This window comes from Spirillospora sp. CA-108201, from assembly GCF_050936235.1.
Taxonomy (GTDB): Bacteria; Actinomycetota; Actinomycetes; order Streptosporangiales; family Streptosporangiaceae; genus Spirillospora.
This window is the reverse complement of record NZ_JBNJNE010000001.1, coordinates 2,530,659-2,549,971: the sequence shown is the minus strand read 5'-3', so window position 1 is coordinate 2,549,971 and position 19,313 is coordinate 2,530,659. Positions and strand designations below refer to the sequence as shown.

20 protein-coding genes and 1 pseudogene are annotated in these 19,313 nt (G+C 71.1%); 9 read left to right on the top strand and 12 right to left on the bottom strand.

Annotation, left to right across the window (positions count from 1 at the left end):
• The first annotated feature begins 56 nt into the window (after positions 1 to 56).
• The 3 genes from ligA to ACQEU6_RS12460 all read left to right on the top strand — a co-directional run bounded on the left by ligA (position 57) and on the right by ACQEU6_RS12460 (position 4,496).
• Positions 57 to 2,048, top strand: a complete 1,992-nt coding sequence (gene ligA, locus ACQEU6_RS12470; protein WP_499331605.1) for an NAD-dependent DNA ligase LigA — start codon at positions 57 to 59, stop codon at positions 2,046 to 2,048.
• 145 nt (positions 2,049 to 2,193) lie between these two features.
• On the top strand, positions 2,194 to 2,592 hold the full coding sequence (locus ACQEU6_RS12465) for an ArsR/SmtB family transcription factor (RefSeq protein WP_499331603.1): 399 nt from the start codon (positions 2,194 to 2,196) through the stop codon (positions 2,590 to 2,592).
• A 470-nt stretch (positions 2,593 to 3,062) separates the two neighbouring features.
• Entirely contained in the window at positions 3,063 to 4,496 is a 1,434-nt protein-coding gene (locus tag ACQEU6_RS12460) for a WGR domain-containing protein (protein ID WP_499331601.1), read from the top strand.
• A 31-nt stretch (positions 4,497 to 4,527) separates the two neighbouring features.
• Here ACQEU6_RS12460 and ACQEU6_RS12455 read toward each other — a convergent pair whose 3' ends face one another.
• Complete coding sequence (locus tag ACQEU6_RS12455; RefSeq protein ID WP_499331600.1) at positions 4,528 to 4,992, bottom strand: hypothetical protein; 465 nt, start codon at positions 4,990 to 4,992, stop codon at positions 4,528 to 4,530.
• 153 nt (positions 4,993 to 5,145) lie between these two features.
• On the opposite strand from ACQEU6_RS12455, the gene ACQEU6_RS12450 reads away from it, so the two are divergent.
• Entirely contained in the window at positions 5,146 to 5,742 is a 597-nt protein-coding gene (locus ACQEU6_RS12450; protein ID WP_499331599.1) for a TetR/AcrR family transcriptional regulator, read from the top strand.
• On the opposite strand, the gene ACQEU6_RS12445 is transcribed toward ACQEU6_RS12450, so the two are convergent.
• Genes ACQEU6_RS12445 through ACQEU6_RS12430 form a run of 4 tightly spaced genes read right to left on the bottom strand, consistent with a single transcriptional unit; the run spans position 5,731 to position 9,312 of the window.
• Positions 5,731 to 6,060: an FCD domain-containing protein gene (locus tag ACQEU6_RS12445; RefSeq protein ID WP_499331597.1), complete on the bottom strand. Its 330-nt coding sequence runs from the start codon at positions 6,058 to 6,060 to the stop codon at positions 5,731 to 5,733. The two genes, ACQEU6_RS12450 and ACQEU6_RS12445, sit on opposite strands and share 12 nt — an antisense overlap.
• Complete coding sequence (locus tag ACQEU6_RS12440) at positions 6,057 to 7,598, bottom strand: pyruvate, phosphate dikinase (protein WP_499331596.1); 1,542 nt, start codon at positions 7,596 to 7,598, stop codon at positions 6,057 to 6,059. The genes ACQEU6_RS12445 and ACQEU6_RS12440 overlap by 4 nt, the downstream gene beginning before the upstream one ends.
• An 11-nt stretch (positions 7,599 to 7,609) precedes the next feature.
• Positions 7,610 to 8,218, bottom strand: a complete 609-nt coding sequence (locus ACQEU6_RS12435) for a transcriptional regulator (protein ID WP_499331594.1) — start codon at positions 8,216 to 8,218, stop codon at positions 7,610 to 7,612.
• Positions 8,215 to 9,312 carry a TetR/AcrR family transcriptional regulator gene (locus ACQEU6_RS12430; protein WP_499331592.1) on the bottom strand — a complete coding sequence of 366 codons (1,098 nt, stop codon included), beginning with the start codon at positions 9,310 to 9,312 and terminating at the stop codon, positions 8,215 to 8,217. Before ACQEU6_RS12430 ends, ACQEU6_RS12435 begins: the two co-directional genes overlap by 4 nt.
• 168 nt (positions 9,313 to 9,480) lie before the next feature.
• On the opposite strand from ACQEU6_RS12430, the gene ACQEU6_RS12425 reads away from it, so the two are divergent.
• Complete coding sequence (locus ACQEU6_RS12425; RefSeq protein ID WP_499331590.1) at positions 9,481 to 10,314, top strand: DUF4231 domain-containing protein; 834 nt, start codon at positions 9,481 to 9,483, stop codon at positions 10,312 to 10,314.
• A 34-nt stretch (positions 10,315 to 10,348) separates the two neighbouring features.
• Here the strand turns inward: ACQEU6_RS12425 and ACQEU6_RS12420 are convergent, their stop codons facing one another.
• The 5 genes from ACQEU6_RS12420 to ACQEU6_RS12400 all read right to left on the bottom strand — a co-directional run bounded on the left by ACQEU6_RS12420 (position 10,349) and on the right by ACQEU6_RS12400 (position 14,482).
• Positions 10,349 to 10,870 (bottom strand): hypothetical protein, encoded by a 522-nt coding sequence (locus tag ACQEU6_RS12420; RefSeq protein WP_499331589.1) that lies wholly within the window; start codon positions 10,868 to 10,870, stop codon positions 10,349 to 10,351.
• Positions 10,871 to 10,962: 92 nt separating this feature from the next.
• Positions 10,963 to 12,858 (bottom strand): Na+/H+ antiporter NhaA, encoded by a 1,896-nt coding sequence (gene nhaA, locus ACQEU6_RS12415; protein WP_499331587.1) that lies wholly within the window; start codon positions 12,856 to 12,858, stop codon positions 10,963 to 10,965.
• Between the two features lie 10 nt (positions 12,859 to 12,868).
• Complete coding sequence (locus ACQEU6_RS12410; RefSeq protein ID WP_499331585.1) at positions 12,869 to 13,186, bottom strand: DUF6510 family protein; 318 nt, start codon at positions 13,184 to 13,186, stop codon at positions 12,869 to 12,871.
• Positions 13,187 to 13,202: 16 nt separating this feature from the next.
• Positions 13,203 to 13,874 (bottom strand): ferredoxin reductase, encoded by a 672-nt coding sequence (locus tag ACQEU6_RS12405; protein ID WP_499331584.1) that lies wholly within the window; start codon positions 13,872 to 13,874, stop codon positions 13,203 to 13,205.
• An 8-nt stretch (positions 13,875 to 13,882) separates the two neighbouring features.
• Complete coding sequence (locus ACQEU6_RS12400; protein ID WP_499331583.1) at positions 13,883 to 14,482, bottom strand: sulfite oxidase-like oxidoreductase; 600 nt, start codon at positions 14,480 to 14,482, stop codon at positions 13,883 to 13,885.
• A 373-nt stretch (positions 14,483 to 14,855) separates the two neighbouring features.
• On the opposite strand from ACQEU6_RS12400, the gene ACQEU6_RS12395 reads away from it, so the two are divergent.
• Positions 14,856 to 15,350 (top strand): SDR family oxidoreductase, encoded by a 495-nt coding sequence (locus ACQEU6_RS12395; RefSeq protein ID WP_499331582.1) that lies wholly within the window; start codon positions 14,856 to 14,858, stop codon positions 15,348 to 15,350.
• Between the two features lie 198 nt (positions 15,351 to 15,548).
• Here ACQEU6_RS12395 and ACQEU6_RS12390 read toward each other — a convergent pair whose 3' ends face one another.
• Complete coding sequence (locus tag ACQEU6_RS12390; RefSeq protein ID WP_499331580.1) at positions 15,549 to 16,115, bottom strand: carboxymuconolactone decarboxylase family protein; 567 nt, start codon at positions 16,113 to 16,115, stop codon at positions 15,549 to 15,551.
• A gap of 433 nt (positions 16,116 to 16,548) precedes the next feature.
• Between ACQEU6_RS12390 and ACQEU6_RS12385 the strand changes: the two are divergent.
• Positions 16,549 to 17,151: pseudogene (locus tag ACQEU6_RS12385) on the top strand (transposase family protein).
• A gap of 154 nt (positions 17,152 to 17,305) precedes the next feature.
• On the opposite strand, the gene ACQEU6_RS12380 reads toward ACQEU6_RS12385, so the two are convergent.
• Positions 17,306 to 17,686 (bottom strand): hypothetical protein, encoded by a 381-nt coding sequence (locus tag ACQEU6_RS12380; RefSeq protein ID WP_499331578.1) that lies wholly within the window; start codon positions 17,684 to 17,686, stop codon positions 17,306 to 17,308.
• Positions 17,687 to 18,112: 426 nt separating this feature from the next.
• Between ACQEU6_RS12380 and ACQEU6_RS12375 the strand changes: the two genes are divergently transcribed.
• Positions 18,113 to 18,658 carry a winged helix-turn-helix domain-containing protein gene (locus ACQEU6_RS12375; RefSeq protein ID WP_499331577.1) on the top strand — a complete coding sequence of 182 codons (546 nt, stop codon included), beginning with the start codon at positions 18,113 to 18,115 and terminating at the stop codon, positions 18,656 to 18,658.
• Positions 18,568 to 19,188, top strand: coding sequence for a transposase (locus ACQEU6_RS12370; RefSeq protein ID WP_499331575.1), 621 nt, complete (start codon positions 18,568 to 18,570; stop codon positions 19,186 to 19,188). The genes ACQEU6_RS12375 and ACQEU6_RS12370 overlap by 91 nt, the downstream gene beginning before the upstream one ends.
• Positions 19,189 to 19,313 lie beyond the last annotated feature (125 nt).

The window sequence follows — 19,313 nt, the reverse complement described above, 5'->3', positions numbered from 1 at the left end:
CATGGGGCGGGGTTTCGGGGCGGGTGGATGTCGGTGGCATCGCGTTTAATCGAGGGGTGGACGTTGGAGAGCGCATCGCCGAGCTGACCGCCGAGGTCAGGCGACTGAACGATCTGTACTACGGCGCCGGTGACAGCCCGCTGCCGGACGCCGACTACGACGCCCTGAAGGACGAGCTGGCGGCGCTGGTCGCCGAGCACCCGGACCTCGAACCGGCCGACAGCCCGCTCGGCAAGGTCAACGCGCCGGCGGAGCTGACCGGCCCGACCGTGCGCCACGCGCGGCCGATGCTCTCGCTGGCGAAGGCGACGAGCGAGGAGCAGATCCGCACGTTCTGCGAGCGGTTCGGCGGTCAGGTCTTCCGCGTGTCCGAGAAGCTCGACGGGCTCTCGCTCAGCGTCGTCTACACCGACGGGAGGCTCGACTACGTCGCCACGCGGGGCACCGGCGCGGTCGGCGAGCTGGTGACCGAGAAGGTCCGCCACGTGATCCCGGGGCTGCCGGCCGGGATCGAGGCGCCCGGGCGCGTCGAGGTCCGCGGCGAGGCGGTGATGCTGCGCTCGGTGTGGGCGGCCTACAACGAGGCGCACCCGGAGCGGATCCTGACCAACCCCCGTTCGGGAGCCGCCGGAACGCTGGTGCTGAAGGACCCCGAAGCGGCCGTCGAGGCCAGGCGGGTGCTGCGGTTCTTCGCGTTCGGCGCCGACCGCGCCGGCGACGCGATCGAGGTCCCGGCCGGTTTCGAGTCGGTCGCCCAGTACGTGGGCACCGGCGTCGAGGAGGTCATCGCCGCGATCGAGGAGATCGGCGGCCGCCGCGACGATCTGGACTACGACATCGACGGCGCGGTCGTGCGGCTGCACGAGCCGGCGGCGTTCGACGCGGCGGGCTTCAACAGCGCCGAGCCCCGCGGGGCGATCGCGTTCAAGTACCCGCCGGAGGAGAAGCTGACGACGCTGCTGGCCGTCCAGTGGCCGGTCGGCAAGATCGGCCGCGTTCCGCCGCGCGCGAAGGTCGCACCGGTGTTCGTCGGCGGCGTGACGGTGGAGAACATCACCCTGCACAACCCCCGGCTGATCCGCGAGCGCGATCTGCGGATCGGCGACACGGTGGCGGTCGTGCGGCGCGGCGACGTGATCCCGTTCGCGGGCCGCTCGCTGCCGGAGCGGCGCGACGGGAGCGAGGTCGAGATCGTCCCGCCGGAGCGGTGCCCGTCGTGCGACTCCGAACTGGAGGTCCGCGGCACGGGCGAGGAGCGCTGGTGCGTGAACCTGCAGTGCCCGGCGCAGGCCACGCGCCGGCTGATGCACTGGGCCTCGCGCCAGGCGGCCGACATGGAGGGCGTCGGCGACGTCTGGATCGAGAAGCTCGCCGAGGACGGCGTGCTCAGACGCCGCAGCGACTTCTACGACCTGACCACCGAGCAGCTCCTCGGCTACGAGCGGATGGGCGAGGTCAGCGCCCGGAACATGGTCGACTCGATCGCCTCCTCCAAGAACGTCGGGCTGCGGCGCGCGCTGATCGGGCTGGCGATCCCCATGGCCTCCGAGGGCACGGCCAAGCGGCTGTGCCTGGCCGGATACGAGCGCATCGAGGACGTCGCGGCGGCGACCGCCGATGACCTGGTGGCGATCCGCGACATCGGCCCGAAGGCCGCCGAGAGCATCGTCGCCTTCTTCGCCCGCGCGGAGGTCCGGGAGGAGATCGCCGCGCTCCGCGAGCGCGGCGTGGACCTCGACGTGCAGGCCGAGGACCGGCCGGTCGACACGGCGGTCGCGGGCGACTCGCCGCTCAAGGGCACGTCGGTCGTCATCACCGGCGCGTTCACCGACCCCCGCTCCGGCGCGAAGATCAGCCGACCGGACGTCACCCGCCTGGTCGAGCAGGCGGCGGCCACGACCGCCTCGTCCGTTTCGAGCAACACCGACTACCTGCTCACCGGAGACAACGTCGGCGCCGCCAAGACCGGCAAGGCCGAGAAGCTCGGAGTCACGGTCGTCCAGCAGGACGAACTGTGGCGCTGGCTGGCCGAAGCCGGCGTCGTCTGACCGCACCCGGCTCTCCGGGAGCACTCGGTCGGGCCGCGGGCGGCCACCCTCCGGTGGCCGCCCGCGGCTCCGCGGCGCCGTCGGTGCCGGCCTCCTGCGCCGGGGCGGCCCTTGACCGATCACCTTGCCCAGTTATCATTCCAACATGTCGATTGATTCCGAATGTGGAATGACTTCACTGGAAGGGTTGGCGCCCGCCGCCGCGCTGTTCCACTCGCTGGCCGATCCGGTGCGGCTGTCGATCGTGCAGCGGCTGGCCCTGGGCGAGGCCCGCGTGGTGGACCTGACGCGCGAACTGGGTCTGGCGCAGTCGACGGTGTCCAAGCATCTGGCCTGCCTGCGCGGCTGCAAACCGGTGGACTACCGCGCCGAGGGCCGCCAGTCCTTCTACTCCATCGCCGCGCCGGAGCTGCTGGACCTGCTGCGCTCGGCCGAGCATCTCCTCTCGGCCACAGACCGCGCCGTCGTGCTGTGCCCCACGTACGGCATCGCGGGCGATCAGGCGGTCGGTGCCTGTCCTCCCGACACCGGGCGACGGGCATGACCGCCGTGTCGCTGGGGCCGTCTCCGGCGCGGCGGTCGGTGCCGGCGCGGCGGGTGCGCCTGCTGGTGGCCACTTCTCCCGCTTCGCCGCATCGGAGATGGCGAGCATGCACGAGCGATGGAAAGCGCAGAGCCGGTAAGCGCCGCGAGGAGCGTTCCGGCGCGCACACTGCGCGATCGTCCCCCCGAACACCGCGCCTGACCGTGTGCTGAGGCCGAGCCGGACGTAAGAATGCTCGCCAGTTCCGGAGACGCCCGTGCAGTGCATTCCCGTGACCGGCTCTGAAACGTGGCCGGGTATGGGCTCCTGTTCGAACCTCGGCCGGTCCCACCGCGCCTGGAAATACCCGTGCCGGGTCAATACCCGGGACGGCGCGGATGTCCTCCTCGGAGGAACTGTCGTACCTGATCTGTACTGTCGGCGACGTCCGATCCAATGGGTTCGCAACATCAGGTGATCGAGAGGCTGGAATGGCGGAGCACCGCACGTACCTTGAGTTGTCCGAAGACAACGCGACCGCTCACAAGTTCTACGAGGTGGTCCGTTCCGGTACGCGAGTCACCATTACCTACGGAAGGATCGGCGCCTCCGGCCAGACGAAGGTGTCCGATTTCGCGACCGAGGACAAGGCGCGGACGGCGGCCGCCAAGAAGATCGCGGAGAAGACCAGGAAGGGCTACGCGCCGGCGGTGCGGGGCGTCCGGCAGGCCCGCCCGGTCAGCAGGCGCTCCATGGTCAGCAGCAGGTCGACCGCGCGCCAGGCGCCGGTGCTCTGGCGGCTGGCCACCGGCGCCGCCGCGTTCGGCATCTTCGTCGACGAGGACCGATGCTGGGTCGGCAACCAGAACGGCGACGTGTACACCGTCACCACCGACGGCACCGTGACCGGCCATTACCGGCTGCCGGACGGGGTGAAGTGCATCGTCGCCGACGACTTCTGGATCTACGCCGGCTGCGACGACGGCCGTGTCTACGACCTGAGCGGCAAGGTCCCGCACGTGGCCTACGAGATCTCCGCCGACGTCGACATCTACTGGCTGGACATCGACGACGCCATTCTCGGGGTCTCCGACCGCAACGGCCGCGTCACCACCGTCGACCACGAGGACGAGTACCAATGGTCGCGCGACGTCGACGGCGACTCCGCCTGGATGGTGCGATGCGACGCCGGAGGCAACACCGTCTTTCACGGCCATTCGCGCGGCGTGGCCTGCTACTCGGCCGCCGACGGCAGGCCGGTCTGGCAGACGCCGGTCGGCGGCGGCGTGCTGTTCGGCTGGCAGGAGAACCGATCGGTGTACGCCGCGACCAGCAACAACGACGTCTACCGGCTGGCCAAGGGCAACGGTGAGGTCGAAGCGATGTACCGCTGCGACGCCGCCGTGTTCTCCTGTGCGGCCTCGCCCGACGGACGCTACGTGTTCGCCGGCGACAACCATTCCTCCATCTACTGTTTCGGCGAGGACGGCACCCGTCTGTGGAAACTCGGCACGGGGCATGGCTCGGCCTACTCGATGCAGTTCTTGGACGAGCGGGTCTACATCGTCACCACCGACGGATCACTGGTCTGCATCGACGCCTCCGAGACGGCCATCCATGCGGCCCACCAGGGGTCGATCCCCAAGCCCGTCGATGTGAAGGTGGCCGCCTCGCTGCCGACCGCCGAGCCGGTGACGGTGCTCGAAACCACCTCCCATCCCGGTGACGCCGTCATCGTGGAGTGCTACCAGGACGGCTCCCGGCACCGCGTGCGCGTCATCAGCGAGGGCTACGAGCGAGGGTGGAACGTGCAGTTCCCCAAGGAGATCCGCCAACCCGGCGCCCGCTACGCGGTGGAAGGCGTCCGCACCTCCGGACGGGGCGGTTTCTACCGCGCCTACGGCGAGATCAGACGCCTCGTCTGACACCTCGATCCGCTGGAGGCCGCGCCGCCCGTCACCGGCGCGGCCTCCACAGCAGCCAGACGGCCACGAGGCCCGGAGCGCAGGGGAGGACCTGCGACCAGGCCAGCGGCGGGGCGAGGCCGACGTCGCCCGAGGTGTCCTTCACCGTCAGTGCGGCGAGCGCGAAGCAGGCGGCCGCCAGCCAGGCGCCGGCCGCGGCCCAGCGCACCCAGCTCCCGCGCCCCCGGAGCGCCCACATCGTGCCGAGCCAGCCGAGGACGCCCAGCACGCCGACCGTGGACAGGATCGCCAGGTAGGCGGTGACGGCGGCGTCGATCTCTCCGGCGTCGTAGGCGGGGTAGGACGCGCGGACGTGATCGGCCAGGACGTGGCTCGTGGCGCGGTCGCCCAGCGGGTAGGCGGTGGCGGCGATCGTCAGGGCGAGCCCGGCCCACAACGCCGGTAGCAGTGCTCGATGCCGCGGTCTCGTGTGCGCCGTGGTCGCGTGCGCCGTCATCTCAGGCCTCCCCGTCCTACCGAAGCCCCGCCTCGCGCGCGATCCGGCTCGGAGCGCGCCATAAGAGACAGTGACTTTCTGTTTGACGGTCACTCTAGCCACAGCCGGCTGATAGTCAAAGTCATTCAGACAGTCACTTGCTATGCTCGCCGCATGGGAGGGCTTCGCGAACAGTGGCGGCGCAGCGCCATGCACACCATCCAGGAACGGGCTCTCGACCTCTTCGACGAGCGGGGGTTCGACGCCGTCACCATCGAGGAGATCGCCGCGGCGGCCGAGGTGTCGCCGTCGTCGGTGTACCGCTATTTCGGCACCAAGGAGGGCCTGCTCGTCGCCGACGAGTTCGACGCCATGAGCGCGGAGGCGGTCGCGGGCATCCTGGACCCCGCCGACCCTGTCGGCAGCCTCCTCCAGGCGGTCCTGCGGTACGAGACGCCCGGATCCGACGGCCTTCGAGGAGGGGGTCCCTGGCGCAGGGTGCGTTACTTCTTCACCGAGCCGTCCGTCCGGATGGCCGCCTGCGCGGTACTGGACCGCGCGGCACAGCGGATCGCACCGCTGCTGGCCACCGGCCGCGACCTGAGCCCGGCCCAGGCGCGCGTCGCGGCGAACGCGCTGGCGTTCGGCTATTTCGCCGCGCTCGAATCCTGGTTCGACGACGGAGGCACCCGCCCGATCGCGGAGTTCGTCGAGGAAGGAATGCGGCCTCTGCGCAGAATCTGGTCGACCGACTCGCCGTCACCGTCCTGAGCGGGCCCTGGCCTTGCAGGCCGGATGCGCGGACGCGGCGCGGGCCCGGCCTCGGTCCTCGTCCTCCGACTGGGCCAGCCGGATGTCGCGGGCATCGCTGAAGTGCTGGGCGCAGAGGTCGCCCGCCTGATCCTGGTCTCGCGCCTCGATGGCGCGCACGATCGCGCGATGCTGCTCGACGGTCGCCTCCCGCCGGTTCGGATACGTCAGCGTCGTGTTGGGGAAGCGGCCAGACTCGCCTTGACTCTCGCCCCAGCCACCTGACGGGAGTTCGTGGCCGCCTGAGCGTCGCCGGCGCGCCAGGCGGCGCCGTCTCATAGACGGGCATGCGCCGCGCTGAGCCGTTCCTCGTCCGGGCGGCGCGATCGGTCTCCGGAGATCTCGTCGGCCCAGTCGAGCAGGCGATGCAGATGGTCGTCGGTGATCGCGGCGGCGACGCCCCGATCACCGATCACGATCTCCCCGCCCGTGCCGTCGATGGTGATGAGCGTCCCCTCGGGGATGACGCGTTCGCCGACCCGCACGCACTCCGCCGCGGCATCGACGGTGAGGCCGGCCGCGTCCACGACCGCGGCCTTGCCCATGGCCCGCGCGACGACGGCCGCGTGGCTCGCGGGCCCGCCGCGGCCGGTGACCACCCCGGCGGCGGCGGCCAGGCCGTGCATGTCGAGCGGTGAGGTGACGGGGCGTACGAGGATCACCGGCCCTTCGGCGGCCATGCGGGCCGCCCGGTCGGCGGTGACCGCGACGCGGCCGGCCGCGACGCCGGGACACGCGCCACGGCCGCGGGTGAGAAGGTCGAGCCCGTCCCCGGTACGCATCCGCGGTGTGCGGACGCTGCCCAGATGCCGCGGTGAGATCCGCCGCAGGGCCGTTCGCCGGTCGATGAGCCGTTCGTCGACGAGGTCGACCGCCGCGCGAACGGCCGCGCGGCCCGTGAGGCCGCCGGGCCTCACTTGCAGGCACCACAGATCACCGGACTCGAAGGTGAACTCGACGTGGCAGACGTCGCGGTACTGCTGTTCAACGCGGTGCAGGGCTGCCAGGAGTCGTTCCCACACCGCGGGCTCTCTGTCGGCGAGGTCGGACAACGGCCGGGGGCTGGAATGCCCGGAGACGACGTCTTCTCCCTGGCTGCCGAACAGGACGTCACCGAACGGGGCCTTGGCGCCGGTGTTCGGGTCGCGGCTGAAGGCGACACCCGAGCCGCTGCGCTCGTCGCGGTTGCCGAACACCATGGCTTGGACGATCACGGCCGTGCCGAGGTCGTGCGGAATGCCGTGCAGTTCGCGGTACGTGGTGGCGCGCGGACTGCCCCAGGACGAGAAGACGGACGCCACCGCCGCCCGCAACTGCCCCATCGCGTCGTCGGGGACGGTCGCGCCGCTGAACCGCGCTTCGTCCCGACCCGTCTCGTCCACGGCCGCGCCGGAGGCGGCGGCGAAGCTCCTGAGGAACCGTCGGCGCGTCTCCTGCGCGAAGGCAGGGGCCCCTGTCTCGGCGGCGAGCGCGGCGGTCGCAGCGCCGGTGAGACCGAGGTTGAGCACGGTGCTCATCATTCCGGGCATCGACACGGCGGCACCGGACCGGACCGAGACCGACAGGGGCCGTTCGCCCCCGCCGAAGCGCCTTCCGGTGACGGCCTCCAAGTCGTGGACAGCGGCGGCCAGTTCGGTGTCCAGGCCCTCCGGGAAACACCCGTCGCGGAGGAAGGCACGGGAGGCGCTGACGTCGATGACGAAACCCGCGGGCACGGGCAGGCCGAGACGCCGCAACACGACGAGACCGTGCCCCTTGCCACCGAGAACGTCCGCGGACTCTCCGATGTGGGCGGCGATGGGATGGATCCAGTTCATCGGAGCGTGATTCACCACCGCGGCCTGCCGAGTGTGGCGAGCAGGTCCTCGTGGAGCTGGAACCACACGGCGTGATACGAGGTGGTGCTGTCGGCCAGATGCTCCAGCTCGCCGGACCGGGCCCGGTCGAGCGCAGCGGTGAGCCGGACCCGGTAACGCCCGAACCGGGGGAGCAGCGCGGACAGGTCCGCGCCGACGACCTCGGCGCGCCTGTCCAGATCGGCGAACCGGTCCAGGACCCGGGCGTCATAAGCCGGGTCGGAGTGGTCGTTCGGTGCCGCCACGCCGTCCACGGCCCGCAGCTGCCATGCCGAGCAGAGTTCGAGCAACTCCGGATTCAGCACCATGAACCTCTCGTACACCGCGAGCAGCGCACCCCGGGCACCGGTGGAGTCGAGCTCGCGGGCGACCCCTCGGGCGTCCTCGGCACGGCCTGCCTCGGTGAGACACCATGCGCCCCACTCTCCAGGTGACCGCGTCACCCAGCCGGCCACGGCGAGGTCGATCAGGCACGACTCGACCTCCGCTTCGGTGAGGCCGGCCGCGTCGGCCACGCGGGGCAGTTCGGCATGTCCGATGCAGCGGAGCACGTGCAGCACCGAGTCGGGGGAGTCCGTCATCGTCCGTCCGTTTCGGCCGGCTCGGCCAGAGCAGGGGCGGTCGCCGCCGCGTGCCCGGCGCCCCGGCCCTGGGCCCGAGCGATGATCTTCCCGCCCCGGACGCGCACGCCGACCTCGGTGTTCTCGGCCGTACCGGCGCCGACGGCGGTCGCGAGCGCGGCCCGTTCGTCGAGAACGAGCCGCATGGGCAGACGGAGCGCCGACCCGAACGCCCGCCGCAGGCACACGGCGAGGCCGGTGATCCTCAGCCGGACGAGCGCGCCGATCTCGGCGGGGTCGTCCGTCACCAGCGCCACGGTGACGGGTTCTCCAGCCCTGACCGCGCGAACCGCCTCCTCGGCCGCGGAGAGGCGTCCCGTTCCGAGGACCACGATGACCCCGTCATCGTCGAAACCCACCGGACGGCCGGTGATCGCGTCCGTCGACTCCCCGGGCGGCGTCCAGGAGTCGAGGCACAGGCGCGGCGCGGCGATGTACGGCAGGTGGGGCGGGTTCCAGGCATCGTCCGCGTCGAGTTCGGCGAGATGCCGGCAGGCGCGGGCCACGTCGAACGGGTCGCTGAAGCCGGGCGCCGTCTCGGCGAGATGGCCCGCCCCGTGCAACAGGGTGAGTATCAGCTCGGCCAACCGCACCCGCCGGCCCGCGTTCGTCCGGCACGACTCCAGGGCGAGAGCCAGCAGCAGACCCTCCAACCTCGCGAGCTCGGCCATGGCGCTGCGGCCCGCTGCGTCATCGAACACCCCGGTCAGCGACCATGTCGCAGGCCTGCCGGAGCCGGTCGTTTCGCCTGCCAGCGGCAGCCGTTCGAGCCGGACACGGGCGAAGGCCTCTGCCGCGTCCGTCAGGTCGAGCTCCCCGACCGGGTCCTCCCCGTCCGCCGCCGAGCGCTGTACGCGGTCGAGCAGGACCGCCAGGTAGAGGGCCTGCTTGCTCGCGAAGTTCGAATACACGGCCCCGCGGGTCAGCTCGGCGCGGTCGGCGATGCGATCGACCTTGGCGCCGGCGAACCCGTGCTCGGCGAACTCCTCCACGGCCGCCGCGAGCACGGCGGCCCGCGTCCGAGCCTGCTGCTGCACCCGAGTCAACCGCACCATCGAACCTCCCCGGCACTCCCTGGAGCATCAGGATACTGTCAACATCCGGATGGCAGGAACATCTGAATGCTCGCCCGACTCCGGCCGGAGCCGGCGATCCCCCAGCCCGCCGGGGTGGCCGACACGGTCTTCGGCCCGGAGAGTCGGCACCGGCCGAATTGACGTACGGTGCTGCGTTCTTGTGCACGTCCGAAGACCGAGATTCTCGCCCCCGCCCTCGCCGTCGTCGCCGCGGCCGCCGCGGCGTGCAGCCTGCGGATCGGCGGCGGCCCGGTGGACCTCATGGCGGTCGTCGGAGCGCTCGCCTTCGCCGCCATCGCCTGCGTGGAGCTCTACCTGTTGTCCCGGCGTCCCGAAGCGCAGTGGTACGACGGACGTGCGGTCGCCGAGTCCGCGAAGACCTTGGCATGGCGCTACGCGGTCGGAGCCTCTCCCTTCGGAATCGGCACCGGCCGTGCCGAGCGGGAAGTGCACGAGTACTACCGCGACCAACTCGCCGAACTCCTCCAGGACGCGCCGAACACGAGCATAGAGGCCACTACCGACCCGGCCGTCAGCGAAGAACTCCAGGCCATGCGCACCCGGTCCTTGAAAGAACGCAGAAGGGCCTACCTCGCCGGTCGCATCAAAGACCAGCAGGAGTGGTACGCGAGCAAGTCGGAGTACAACAGACGCCGGGCCTTTCTCTGGCGTGTCGTTCTGATCGCCGCCGAGGCCCTGGGGATCCTCGCCGCCGTGCTGCGCGCGTTCGGCGTGTTCTCCCTGGACCTCGCCGGCGTTTTCGCCGCCGCCGTAGGCGCCGCCGCCTGGCTCGCGGTCAAGCAGCCCGGCTCTCTCGAACGCGCCTACGCCTTCGCGGCGAACGAACTGGCCATCGCCTACTCCCGGCTGAGCGATGTCCGGGACGAGGCGGCCTGGGCCGCCGAGGTGGCCGACGCCGAGGAGGCGATCAGCCGGGAGCACACCATGTGGCGTGCCAGCCGCTCCGCCGGTTTCGACTGAAGGGAACTGGTCGGAGGCGCCGACCGAGCCGAACCTAGGTCGACGGGCTGACACGGGCGACGCGGTGGCCCCGGCGGAAGGCGGCGTCGGCCATGTCCTCGCTGTGGTCGGTGCCGGGTCGGCGGCCGGCACTGACGATCACGACGGTGAGGCCCTCGCCGTCGTGGCGGGCTTCCTCCGCACGGGAGAGGATTCGATGCACCACCTCACTGAACCCCTCGTCGTCACTGGCGACGCCGGGGAGTTCGATCACTTCGGCGAGCGGCGCGGCGGCGAGGGCCCGGTAGCGGTTCGTCCACTCGGCCCCCTTGTCGGCGATCGACGCGGCGACGAACTCCTCCGCGTCCGAGGTCACGAGAAGCTCCACGGCGGCCCCGGCCTTCAGAGCCGCGGAGGCGGCGAGCAGATCGGTGCCGGCGGCGGCCGACCCGATGGCCAGACGGGGACGCAGCATGGTGAGCATGTCGTCGAGACGTCTCTCGATGACGGGCAGGGAGGCGGGGGGGAACTCGCCTTCGGCGTCCGACGGACGGCGTCCTCCGTACACGACGATCACGGCGCACCCTTCGGTCTGGCGGTTGAGGATCAGTTCTCCACGGAGAGGCCGGCGGTGGTCCGCATGGCCGAAGGCACCTGGACACGCCCGTGTCAGGAGCCGACCGCTGCGCGTTTGCGGGCGCCCCGGACGGCCGCGGTGAGGGTGGCGATGTCGTAGGCGCCGACGTGGCGCCGTCCGTTGACGAAGAAGGTCGGGGTCCCGGAGACGCCGCTCAGATCGGCCGAGTCGACGTCCTCGGCGATCCGCCCGGCACCGGTGTGCCGGCGGAGGTCGGCACGGAAACGGTCGACGTCGAGGCCGATGTCGCCGGCGTGGCGGAGCAGGTCCCGGGGTCTCAGCGCGTCCTGGCGTTCGAGCAGCAGGTCGTGCATCTCCCAGAACCGGCCCTGCGCGGCGGCCGCCTCGGCGGCCTCGGCGGCGAGCTGCGCCCGGGGGTGGATGTCGTTGAGCGGCAGGTGGCGCCACACGTACCGGACGTCCCCGTGGTCGGCGAGCAGCTCCCGGACGACCGGCTCCGCCCGCCCGCAGTACGGGCATTCGAAATCGCCGTACTCCACCACGGTGACCGGCGCGTTCGCGGGACCGCGGACATGGTCGCGGGCGGGCTCCACCGGTGCGGCCAGGTCGACGATGCTCTCCGCCGTCCCGAGCAGCGCGCGCAGCCGCCTGCGCGGCGGCAGCAGGGCGGTCGCGCGGACGACGACCCAGGTCACGACCGTGGCGCACAGTGCGGCGGACAGTACGCCGATCTTGGCCTCCTCCAGCCGCGCACCGGTGAAGGAGAGCGTCGCGATCAGCAGGGCCACGGTGAAGCCGATGCCGGCGATCGCGCCGCCGCCGCCGACCGCGGCCCAGCCGACCGGCGGACGCAGCCGGCCCCGGCTCACCCGGGTCACCAGCCATGAGGCCCCGAGGATCCCGGTCGGCTTCCCGGCCACGTAGCCGATCACGATGCCGAGCGTCACCGTCGAGGTGAAGGCGCGGCCGAGGAACCCGGCGGTGATCGTGACGCCCGCGTTGGCCAGCGCGAACAGCGGCACGACCGCGTAGCTCGTCCACGGGTGGATCAGCAGCTGGAGCCGCTCGTTCGGGGAGATCGCCGCCGCCACCCCGGTCCGCGCGGACCGGGCGAACTCCGGCGTGGGCTGCTCCCGGAACAACCTGAAGACCTCGGTGGCGCGTTCCAGGTCGTCGCGCGCCGCGGGGTGGGCGAACGTCAGCAGTCCCATGACCAGGCCGACGACCACCGGCTCCACCCCGGCGGCCTGGACCGCCGCCCACGCGGCGACGCCCAGCACGACGTACAACGGGATCTGCCGCACCCCGAGGGCGCGCACCAGCACGGTCACGGCGAGGATGCCGACCGCCAGCAGCAGGGGAGGAAGCGCGACGTCGCCGCTGTAGACGATCGCGATCACCGCGAGCGCGATGACGTCGTCCACGACGGTGGCCGTCAGCAGGTACGTGCGCAGCCGCGGGGGGAAGGACCGTCCGACCAGCGCGAGCACGCCCAGCGCGAACGCGGTGTCGGTCGACATCGCGATGCCCCAGCCGTGGGCGGTCGGACCGCCCGCGTTGAAGGCGAGGTAGACGGCCACCGGCACGGCCATCCCGCCGACCCCGGCGGCCAGCGGCAGCGCGAACCGCTGCCGGTCGCGGAGCTCTCCCATGTCGAACTCGCGGCGGGCTTCGAGACCGACGACGAAGAAGAACACCGTCATCAGGCCGTTGTTGACCCAGTCCCGCAGATCCTGCGAGAGGCCGGCGTCGCCGAACCGGACGGACACCTGCGTCTCCCACACCCGCTCGTAGGAGGACGCGTCCGCGTTCGCCCAGACCAGCGCGGCGAGCGTCGCGGCCAGAAGGACCACGGCGCCGCCCGTCTCGGTGCGCAGGAACGCCCGCAGCGGGGTCCGCAGGTTGCGCGCCCACGCGGTCCGGTCGGCGGACGATCCGGAGGGCGGCCCCCCTCGGCGTTCCGTCATCGCTGGAGGCTCACCCGCGCTCCTCCCCGTCCGGTAGCCGGACGCGCAGGGAGACCGTCCCGGTCAGGTCGATCCAGGCCGAGTCCGGCGTCCGGACATAGCGCAGGAGGACGTGGCCGCACCCGGGGCAGCGGGCGACCAGGCCGGGCGCCCGGTCGTACACCCGCAGCTCTGCGATCGGGCCGGTGAGCCCGCAGTTGACGCAGCGGCCGGTGGCGGCCGTGACGTCCACGGCGAACAGCTCGCTCAGCGGGCCGGCCAGGACGTTGCCGTCCACATGATCCATGGGACGCGGGCCCGGGGCGTCCTCCCGGCGGGGCACGTTCATCTCGCTCAGCCTCCGTTCAACCGAACCGTTCGGTCTTGATCCGCCGCGGGTCGTGACCGCGGGCGAGCAGCAGGTCGGCCGCCGACTCCACGAACCCCGTCGGCCCGCAGACGAAGCAGTCGCGGTCGGGCGGGCCGTCCCCGAGATCGGCCGCCAGCAGCCGGCCGGGCGGGCGGGGCCAGCCGTCGGGGGCCACCCGGGTGTAGACGTGCGTGACCTCCAGACCGGGCTCGGGACGCCGCAGCTCGCCGGCATAGAACACGTCCCCGGGCGTGCGCGTGGAGTACACCAGCCGGAACCGCGTTCCCCTCCCGGCCGGGCGGCGGGCACGGATCATGGCCATCAGCGGCGCGATGCCCGAACCGCCCGCGATCAGCAGGACGTCCCGTCCCGCACCGGGCCGCCACACGAACCAGCCGCCCACCGGGCCCCGGAGCTCGACCGGATCGCCGACGCCGAGCACGTCGGTGAGATACGGGGAGACCTCACCGTCCGGGATCCGCTGCACGGTGAGCTCGACCCGATCGGGCGCGGACAGCGAGTAGCTGCGCTGCGCGGTATAGCCGTCCGCCGCGGTCAGCCGCACGTCGACATGCTGGCCGGCCAGATGCCCCGGCCAGTCCGGCACATCGAACACGAGCGTGCGGGCGGTCCCCGTCTCCTGGCGCGTCTCGGCCAGCCGCGCCACTCGCCACGCTAGTCGCCCTGGTACCGCTGCTCGCGCCATGGGTCCCCGTAGTCGTGATAGCCGGCGGTCTCCCAGAAGCCCGGCTCGTTCTCGGGCAGCAGGTCGATGCCCCGCAACCATTTCGCCGACTTCCAGAAGTACAGGTGCGGTACCAGGAGCCGCACCGGGCCCCCGTGCTCCGGCTCCAGCTCCTCACCGCCGTAGCGGTAGGCGATCCACGCCTGGCCGTCGAGCAGATCCTCAAGCGGCAGGTTGGTGGTGTACCCGCCGTAGGAGGACACGAGCGCGAAATCGGCCGCGGTGTCCACGTCGGCCAGCAGGACGTCCAGCGAAACTCCCTGCCAGTCCGTGCCGAGCTTGGACCACTTGGTGACGCAGTGGATGTCCACCCTCGGCGTCTCGGACGGCATCTTCAGCAGCTCCCGCCACGTCCACCGGTGCTGCCGCCCGGTCTCCGTGGTCACGGTGAGCTCCCACTCCTCCATCGGGATCCGCTGGGTCGGACCGGCCGAGAGAACGGGAAAGTCCTCGGTCAGGTACTGCCCGGGCGGCAACTGAACCGCGGACTCGCGCCGCCGCCCATGGAACCCGGGCGAAACGACCCCCATCACAGCCTCCTCTCGTCACGCCGAACGGATCCCGTCCTCTGGGCCTACCCTCCCCAACACGACGAACCCGATGCGACCCCACCACGCGGCACTCCCGCCACCGCCGCCTCTGCTCGTTCCCGGCCCCCTCCACCCTCATGAACACGGCGAAGAGGCCGCAGTCAGCGCCGATGCTCCCGGAGCAGCACACCCCACGCAGACCCGCCGACCTGCAGCAGCGCGACAGCCGCCGCCAGGTCCGTGTCGGTCAGCAACCGCTTGTGAAGACCCGTTGACTGCGCCGGGCTGTGCCGACTCGCCCTGCGAGTCGCCCGCGCGTAGCGTGTGCGTTGTCGGTGATACCGATTTGCCCATGTGCTCTGGGAGGCTGCGCGTGTCCGACTCTCCTGCCGCCCTCATCACCGGAGGCGGAAGTGGTATCGGAGCGGCCACCGCTCGGCAGTTGCTGGGGAAGGGGTACCGGGTCGCCGTCACCGGGCGGGGCGAGGATCGTCTGCGCCGCTTCGCCAAGGAGATGGGCTCGCCGGCGGGCCTGCGCACTTTCACCGGCGATGCGAGCGACTACGAAGACGTCCGGACGGCCGTGGAGTCCACGGTCCGGGAGTTCGGACGGTTGAACGCTGTCGTGGCTGATGCGGGCTTCGCCTCCTTGGACGATGTCGCCGACGGGGACCCCGCTGTGTGGCGGGACATGGTGCTGACGAACGTGCTCGGCCCCGCCCTGCTGATCAGGGACGCCCTGCCCGCTCTGAAGGAGACGCGCGGGCGGATCGTCCAGCTCGCCGACGCCATCGTGTGGGCGATCAATCAGCCGACGGGTGTGGACGTCAACACTCTCACCATCCGCCCCGTCCCCTCCCCGCTGTGATGGGCCGGCCGGCCCATCACGAACGCTGAAGACGGCTCACTGCACGACCCCATGCGGGCACCCGAGGCACTGAGGTCAGCATCCGCCTCAGCTGCCACCGACCGTTCAGCCACGGCGACACCGCCGCATGCCGCAGGTCATACGGCCGAGCCGCCGACGGCGACTCGACCTGATCGGGAGCCGGCGCAATGGCCGACCTCACGTCTCGGCGCGCGCCTCGGGGCGGCCGAGTATGGCCAGGTATCCGCCGGTGACGATCGCGTCGGCGGACGCCGCGTATTCCGCGGGGTCGTCGGGCAGGGTCGTGCCGAGACCGTCCACGTACCGGTTGAACATGCAGAACGCGGCGGCGATCAGGACCGTGTCGTGCACCTCGACGTCGGTCGCGCCCTCGGCGCGGGCGGCGGCCACGTCCTCGGGCCGCACGTCGCGCCCACTCCGCTGGACCGCGCCGGCCACCCGCAGCAGGGCCTTCAGCTTCGCCGGGACCGGCGCGCTCTCGAGATCGGCCCGTACCTGGTCGACCAGCGCGATGCCCTCGGGGAGCTGGGCGGCGGCGAACGCCGCGTGCGAGGTGGTGCAGAACTCGCAGTCGTTGAGGGCGGAGACGTAGGAAGCGATCAGTTCCCGCTCGCCGCGGCTCAGCGAACTCGGACCGCGCAGCAGCACCTCGGCCAGCTCGCTCATCGGGCGGGCGGTCTCGGGCCGGTAGGCGAACAGCGAGATGATTCCGGACGCGTCGTTCCCCAGGGCGATATGCGGCATCGGTTCTCCAAACGTCGTCCCACGTCGGGGGATTCGCTTTCCGTGCACAAGGAAGTGTCTCGCATCGGGCGCGCTCAGGGCAGGGGCCAGAAGGTGTCAATTCCGGCCATGTCAACATTCGGCTTTCTTTCGCGGAGTCAATTAGACTGGCGACCCGTCCTCACCGCCATGCCGGGGCGGCCATGCGTCCCGTTCACCACCGCACCTCTGCACGGCCCTTATATCCGCTGGTGCCGTGGTGTGCACGACGTTCCGTTGGCGGCTGTGTCATCAAGTCAGCGACCAGCTGGTCGATCTGTTCCGGTGCGGCTCCAGCCCACCTCCATGGAAGCCTTTTCACCCTCGGTGGCGGGTGCCGAGGTCCTTGAACACGGCGAAGCCCCTGGCGGCGAAGCGATCGACCAAGATCCGCATCGCCTGCCAGTTCCACCGCATGCTCTTCTGCCGCGCCGCGCCGCCCTTGTGTCGCGTTCGACTCTGAACCACCTGGCCGGAGTGATCGGCTCGGTCCGGCGGCTGCTCGCCCCCGGCCGGCAAGCCCTGCTCGCGCTGGCCTACCTGCGCGAAGGCAACACCTACGCCGGCCTGGCCGCCGGGTTCGAGGTCTCCACGCGACCACCGCCTGGCGGTACGTGGAAGAAGCGGTGAAGCCACTGGTCGCACGCCACCCCGACAGGCGACACCGTGTGGGTGTGGGGAGCCTGCCCGGCGCGACCGGCGACCTGACGGCCGCACGGGTCCGGGGAATCCTGCGCGAGTCGGACAAGACGGGGTTGATCGTGCTGGCCGACAAGGGCCATCACGGCGCGGGCGAACCGTTGATCACTCCGTACAAGGGGAAGGGCAAGCCGGAACCGAGAAGGACGCCGACCGTGCTCCTGCCAAGCTGCGCGGCCCCGGCGAGCGGGCCAACACCCAGCTCAAGACCTGACGCGTCCTGCACTAGCTGCGCAGCTGCCCGCACAAGACCGGCCAGCTCGCCAAGGCCATCCACGTCCTACAAAACGGCGAACTCCAGGCCACCGACCGAGGATGAGAGCGTTCACCGGCTCGAAGTCGACCGTCTCCGGGTTTCTCCTTCAGGTCGCCTGGTCAGTTGGTCTTCTGCGGGATGAGCTGTAGGCGAATGTTGCCGTCATACGCGACAACGAATGTTGAGATCCGGGCTGTGCGAGCGTCGGGTTTCCAGGTCAACGGGACGAGGAAAAGGCGCCCGCCCGAGGCTGGAAGAAGTCGCAGGTTCTGGTAGCGGTGGCGGTAGGTGACCGATTTTCCGAAATCGGTGTGCAGCGTTTCGGTCGCGGTGGTCGCTCAGGCCCATCGCGACCACCGCGAACGCCACGTACCGTCCGCCGCGCTCCACGTAAGCAGAGCGGCGTCACGCCGGGTGTCTCGTCCGCGGCGACCTTCGTCGACAGGACTCCGACCAGCGCCCTGCCGGTCAGCGCGAGTCCGGCCAGCGCCATGGCCAGCGCGATCCGCCGGGCGGCGCGCACCCGGTCCGGGAGCACCATGCCGCGCGCGACCGCATGTCCGCCGAGAGCCGCGAGCACGATCAGGAGGAGCAGCACTGCCGCAGGGCACGCCACCTCCACGCCGTAGAGCAGGAGTGTCTGGTTCCCGATGTCGGTGAGTTGCAGATCAACAGAACGCTGCTGAACCAGGGTGTGGAGTCCGCTTTCCGACGAGAAAGGTAGGCCGGTCTCGGATAGGACTGGCTCCTCCGGGTTGCCGGATGCCGTCCCCTCTGCCAGGCCGACGCGCTGATGCGCGTTCGGCCGATGCCGCGCGACGTCGCACCCGGCCGGATGCCTCGGCGGTCAACCTGCGCCGCCACTTCCGGCCACACCTCGGCAGCACACCCGGCACCTACCGACGAACCTTCGGCGAAACTCGGCAGGCAAGAGCCGCGAACTAGAGAGCTTCAATAGTTAGGGTTACCGACTGTGTCTTGGTGGTGACTGGCCTGTCGGGTGTGGGCGGGTTTCCCTTGGTGGATGCGGTATGGCGAGGGCGGCGGGTTGACCGCTGTGGAGCGGGCGCGGCGGGAGGCGCTGCGGCTGGAGGCGGCCCGGCTGTTCGAGGTGGGGCTGTCAGATGCGCAGATCGGGCGGCGGTTCCGTGTGTCGCGGATGTCGGTGAACCGGTGGCGGCGGGCCTGGCAGAGCGGCGGTACGGCGGCGCTGGCGTCCAAGGGAGCCGGCGGCGCGAAATGCAAACTGACCGATGACCAGGTGAATCTCCTGGAGGAGGCGTTGGATCTCGGCCCGGCCGCGCACGGCTGGACCGAAGACCAGCGGTGGACACTCGCGCGGATCGCCGAGGTGATCTGGGATCTGTTCTCGGTCTCCTACACACCGGCCGGAGTGGACGTGCTGCTGCACCGGATCGGGTGGAGCGTGCAGACGCCGACCCGCCGTGCGGCCGAGCGCGACGAGCAGCGGGTTGACCGGTGGCGGGCGGAGGTGTGGCCGACGGTGGAAGCACCGCGGCGGACCTGGGCGCCTGGATCTGCTTCGAAGACGAAGCCGGCCAGGGGCTGAGGCCGCCCAAAGGCACCACCTGGGGACGACGCGGACGCACACCGGTGGTGCGCGTCACCGCCCGCGGCACCCACCGGATCTCGCTGGCCGCGCTCGTGGCGATCAAGCCCGGCGAGCATCCCCGGCTGATCTACCGCGCACACGCCTACCGCGGCCGAAAACACGAGAGGAAGGGATTCGACGAGGGCGACTACATCCGATTACTGGATGCCGCTCACCAGCAACTCGGCGGGCCGATCGTCGTCGTGTGGGACAACCTCAACACCCACCGCTCGGCCCGGATGCGCCGCTACCTGGCCGCCCGGGACTGGCTCACCGTCTTCCACCTGCCGCCCCATGCTCCTGAACTCAACCCCGTCGAGGGCGTGTGGTCACACCTGAAACGGTCCCTGGCCAACCTCACCAAGCACACCATCGACCAGCTCATGCAGCTGATCAAGACCCGCCTGAAACGCATCCAGCACCGGCCCGCACTGCTCAACAGCCTCCTCGCCCACACCCACCTGCAAATCAGTAACCCCAGCTATTGAAGCTCTCTAGCCAGGAACCCGATCGATCGCAGGAGCGCCGGCATCGCATTCGCGCCTGCCAAAACACCGCCCCACAAGGCTGGCCGGTCCGCCGCAGGGGCCAACGCCGACGCGGGTGCACTGCG

Excerpts from the sequence above, each read along its gene's own strand:
- ACQEU6_RS12455 (WP_499331600.1), bottom strand. The coding sequence starts at position 4,992 with ATGACGGCGCACGCGACCACGGCGCACACGAGACCGCGGCATCGAGCA.
- ACQEU6_RS12375 (WP_499331577.1), top strand. The coding sequence starts at position 18,113 with ATGCGGTATGGCGAGGGCGGCGGGTTGACCGCTGTGGAGCGGGCGCGG.
- ACQEU6_RS12465 (WP_499331603.1), top strand. The coding sequence starts at position 2,194 with ATGTCGATTGATTCCGAATGTGGAATGACTTCACTGGAAGGGTTGGCG.
- ACQEU6_RS12445 (WP_499331597.1), bottom strand. The coding sequence starts at position 6,060 with ATGAGACGGCGCCGCCTGGCGCGCCGGCGACGCTCAGGCGGCCACGAA.
- ACQEU6_RS12460 (WP_499331601.1), top strand. The coding sequence starts at position 3,063 with ATGGCGGAGCACCGCACGTACCTTGAGTTGTCCGAAGACAACGCGACC.
- ACQEU6_RS12430 (WP_499331592.1), bottom strand. The coding sequence starts at position 9,312 with ATGGTGCGGTTGACTCGGGTGCAGCAGCAGGCTCGGACGCGGGCCGCC.
- ACQEU6_RS12440 (WP_499331596.1), bottom strand. The coding sequence starts at position 7,598 with ATGAACTGGATCCATCCCATCGCCGCCCACATCGGAGAGTCCGCGGAC.
- ACQEU6_RS12450 (WP_499331599.1), top strand. The coding sequence starts at position 5,146 with ATGGGAGGGCTTCGCGAACAGTGGCGGCGCAGCGCCATGCACACCATC.
- nhaA (WP_499331587.1), bottom strand. The coding sequence starts at position 12,858 with ATGACGGAACGCCGAGGGGGGCCGCCCTCCGGATCGTCCGCCGACCGG.
- ACQEU6_RS12390 (WP_499331580.1), bottom strand. The coding sequence starts at position 16,115 with ATGCCGCATATCGCCCTGGGGAACGACGCGTCCGGAATCATCTCGCTG.
- ACQEU6_RS12400 (WP_499331583.1), bottom strand. The coding sequence starts at position 14,482 with ATGGGGGTCGTTTCGCCCGGGTTCCATGGGCGGCGGCGCGAGTCCGCG.
- ACQEU6_RS12435 (WP_499331594.1), bottom strand. The coding sequence starts at position 8,218 with ATGACGGACTCCCCCGACTCGGTGCTGCACGTGCTCCGCTGCATCGGA.
- ACQEU6_RS12410 (WP_499331585.1), bottom strand. The coding sequence starts at position 13,186 with ATGAACGTGCCCCGCCGGGAGGACGCCCCGGGCCCGCGTCCCATGGAT.